At 68.4% G+C, this 1,460-nt stretch carries 2 protein-coding genes; both read left to right on the plus strand.

What is annotated here, in order from left to right:
* Positions 1 to 149: 149 nt before the first annotated feature.
* Positions 150 to 575, plus strand: a complete 426-nt coding sequence (locus tag ACWDU1_RS32305; protein ID WP_450004209.1) for an HIT family protein — start codon at positions 150 to 152, stop codon at positions 573 to 575.
* Between the two features lie 98 nt (positions 576 to 673).
* The coding region (locus tag ACWDU1_RS32310) for an alpha/beta hydrolase (protein ID WP_450004210.1) at positions 674 to 1,460 on the plus strand (787 nt) is incomplete at its 3' end.

The following is a 1,460-nucleotide window of genomic DNA, read 5'->3' on the forward strand; positions in this document are numbered from 1 at the left end:
GTCTCGAGCGCTGACAGCAGACGCTTCGGGGGCCGAACCCCGCGCGGCGAAGCCGCGCCAATAAACACAGAACCTTGGCGAGCAGGGTCACCTTCTCACCGCTTCGCCTCGGCAGCACCACCGCCCGCCCCACACGACACAATGCCCATATGGACCCCTATTCGATCTTCGCCGACATCATCGCCGGCCGGGCCCCGTCCAGCCGCGTTTACGAGGACGACGACGTCCTCGCCTTCATGGATATCCGCCCCATGACCCCCGGTCACCTGCTGGTGGTCCCGAAAACCCCCGCCCGCGATCTGGCCGAACTGGACCCCGAACTCGGCGGCAAGCTCTTCCGGGTGGGGCAGCGGCTGGCTGCGGCGCTGCGGGCGAGCGAAGTGGCCTGTGACGGCGTGAACTTCTTCCTGGCCGACGGTGTCACCGCCGGCCAGGAGGTGTTCCACGTCCATCTGCATGTGATCCCCCGGACCCCCGGTGACGGCTTCGGTCTGCGCGGCCGGCCACGGACGCCCCCACGCGCGGACCTGGATTATCTCGCCGCCTCGATCCGGGGCGTGCTGGAGCGGGGATAGCGGGGCCGGGATTCCCAGTGGCGGACTGGGTCACGGATCGGTTGTAATCTGCCACGGGAGATCGTATCTCGATTATAGTCGGCATATTTGCTGGACAGATGCTGATCGCTGGTGCCGTCGCCGGGGTGGGATGGCACGCACGGGCGAATGCCGTGATCCACGTGGGGGCAGGAGGTGTGAACGTGCGGTTGTTCCGGTTGGCTGTACTCGTGCTGGGGGTGCTCGGGCTCGTCGCCTGGCTCCCGGTCCTGCGACCCGCCTCCGCCGCCGCGGCCGAGGTCGTCCGCATCGACACCCTGAGCCCGACCCGCTCCGCGGTGTTCATCGACTCACCGGCCATGCGCCAGGTCGTGCAGGTCCAGGTGTTGCACCCGGCCGGGGACGGCGCTCGCGCGAACTACTACCTGCTGGACGGGCTCGATCCCGGCGTCGGGCAGAGCACCTGGACCAACGCCACCGAGGCCGAACGTTTCTTCCTCGGCAAGAACGTCAACGTGGTGCTGCCGGTCGGCGGGAAGGCCAGTTACTTCACCAACTGGCAGCGCGACGATCCGGCCCTGGGCCACTACCAGTGGGAGACCTTCCTGACCCAGGAGTTGCCGCCCGTCATCGACGCCAACTTCTCCGGTAACGGGGTGAACGCCATCGGTGGGCTGTCCATGGGCGGGCATGCCGCCTACATCCTGGCGGCGCGCCATCCTGCCCTCTACACCGCGGTCGCCGGCTACAGCGCCTGCCCGGATACCGGCCTGGCGACCGGGGCCGTGCAGTTCTCCATCCTGACCCGCGGCGGTAACCCGGACAATATGTGGGGTCCCGGCGGCAGCCCCGAGTGGGCCGCCCACAATCCCGCGCTCATGCTGGACCGGTTACGCGGTAAGACCC

This window comes from Nocardia sp. NPDC003345 (assembly GCF_053589395.1).

Coding starts and splice junctions, on each gene's coding strand:
- ACWDU1_RS32305 (WP_450004209.1), top strand. CDS start 150: ATGGACCCCTATTCGATCTTCGCCGACATCATCGCCGGCCGGGCCCCG.